The sequence below is a fragment of the Acidovorax delafieldii 2AN genome, from assembly GCF_000175235.1.
Taxonomy (GTDB): domain Bacteria; phylum Pseudomonadota; class Gammaproteobacteria; order Burkholderiales; family Burkholderiaceae_C; genus Acidovorax; species Acidovorax delafieldii_B.
Window position 1 is genome coordinate 1 of record NZ_ACQT01000479.1, and the last position, 1,461, is coordinate 1,461.

1 protein-coding gene and 2 pseudogenes are annotated in these 1,461 nt (G+C 72.0%); 1 reads left to right on the forward strand and 2 read right to left on the reverse strand.

Annotated elements, in window-relative coordinates:
• The first annotated feature begins 92 nt into the window (after window positions 1–92).
• Window positions 93–674 carry an NnrU family protein gene (locus ACDELDRAFT_RS22395; RefSeq protein ID WP_005801147.1) on the forward strand — a complete coding sequence of 194 codons (582 nt, stop codon included), beginning with the start codon at window positions 93–95 and terminating at the stop codon, window positions 672–674.
• Between the two features lie 14 nt (window positions 675–688).
• Here the strand turns inward: ACDELDRAFT_RS22395 and ACDELDRAFT_RS22400 are convergent.
• Together ACDELDRAFT_RS22400 and ACDELDRAFT_RS24785 are read right to left on the reverse strand one after the other, a co-directional pair.
• Window positions 689–1,206, reverse strand: a pseudogene (locus ACDELDRAFT_RS22400) (GFA family protein).
• Window positions 1,207–1,293: 87 nt separating this feature from the next.
• A pseudogene (locus ACDELDRAFT_RS24785) lies at window positions 1,294–1,461 on the reverse strand (RNA polymerase subunit sigma-24); the annotation flags it as partial.

The window sequence follows — 1,461 nt, forward strand, 5'->3', positions numbered from 1 at the left end:
CGGGCCCATCGGCCCGCGCGGCGCAGGGACAAGGCCGGCTGGCGCGGCCCGCGTACCCATAATCGCCGCTTCTTCCAGCGAAAGGCCTTGTCATGCTGTATCTGGTTCTCGGGTTGGTGGTGTTTCTGGGCGTGCACTCGGTGCGCATCGTGGCCGACGACTGGCGCACGCAAACGCGGGCACGCATGGGTGAAGGGGCCTGGAAGGGGCTGTATTCGCTGGCCTCGGCCGTGGGCCTGGCGCTCGTCGTGTGGGGCTACGGTCTGGCGCGCCAGCAGCCGGTGGCGCTGTGGGTGCCGCCCGTGGGCATGCGGCACGCCGCGGCGCTGCTCACGCTGCTGGCCTTTTTCCTGCTGGCGGCGGCCTACGTGCCGCGCAATACGATCAAGGCCCGGCTGCACCATCCCATGGTGCTGGGCGTGAAGGTTTGGGCCCTGGCGCACCTGCTGTCCAACGGCAACCTGGCCGATGTGGTGCTGTTCGGCGCGTTTCTGCTGTGGGCCGTGCTGAGCTTTCGCGCCGCCCGCCAGCGCGACCGTGTGCAGGGCACGGTGTACGCGCCGGGCACAGCCGCCGGCACCATCGCCACGGTGGTGGTGGGCGGCGTGGCCTGGGCCGCGTTTGCGCTGTGGGGCCACGCCTGGCTGATCGGCGTGGCGCCGCTGGGGCGCTGACGCCGCTGCCGGAATCAGGCCGGGGCCAGCCCCCAGGCGGCCCGGTAGGCGTTGATCCGTGGCAGCAGGGCCTGGCGGCGGGCCAGGCTTGCGGGGGGCCAGAAGGCCTCGCGGTCGTAATCCGCGGCCACCGCCGGCGTACCGGGGGGCAGGGCCAGCCAGGGCTGGCGCGAGGCGGTGTAGATATGGATGTCGGGCGGCAGATGGTCCGGCTGGTCCAGCGTGCCCACGCGCACGAAGGCCACGAGCCTGTGGAATGGCTCCAGACCGCCGCACGGCAATGCGGGCAGCGCACGATCTGCTGGCCCAGCCCGCTTTCGGAAGGGGTGGCGACGGTATCGACCGCGCCGGCCCGCAGGCTCAGCCGCTCGGTTTCGATCAGGGCGTTCAAGGCGAACGATGCGCCGCTTTCGCGCTGGCACCAGCGGCAGTGGCAGCAATGCACAAAGAGCGGCGCGCTGGCCATGCGGTAGCGGACATGGCGGCAGGTGCAGCCGCCCTCCGGCGGATAGACGGGGGCAGGGTGCGGCATGGGTGTGCGGTGCAATGGCGCCGCCAGGGCGATACGGCCATTGTGGTCAACGCGCCGCGGCAATGCACGTCCACCGGCGCGCAGCGCTCACCGCCTGGCCCGCTCCAGCAGCAGGGCCTTTTCCTGTGCGTTGCGGGTGAGGCTGGCGGCGCGCGCGAACTCGGTGCACGCTTCATCCGGCCGCCCCAGCTTGGCCAGCAGGTCGCCGCGCACGCTGGGCAGCCAGTGGTAAAGGCGCAAGGCCGGATCGGCCGC

What these genes read in the sequence shown, in the direction of transcription:
- ACDELDRAFT_RS22395 (WP_005801147.1), top strand. Translation starts at nt 93, where the DNA reads ATGCTGTATCTGGTTCTCGGGTTGGTGGTGTTTCTGGGCGTGCACTCG.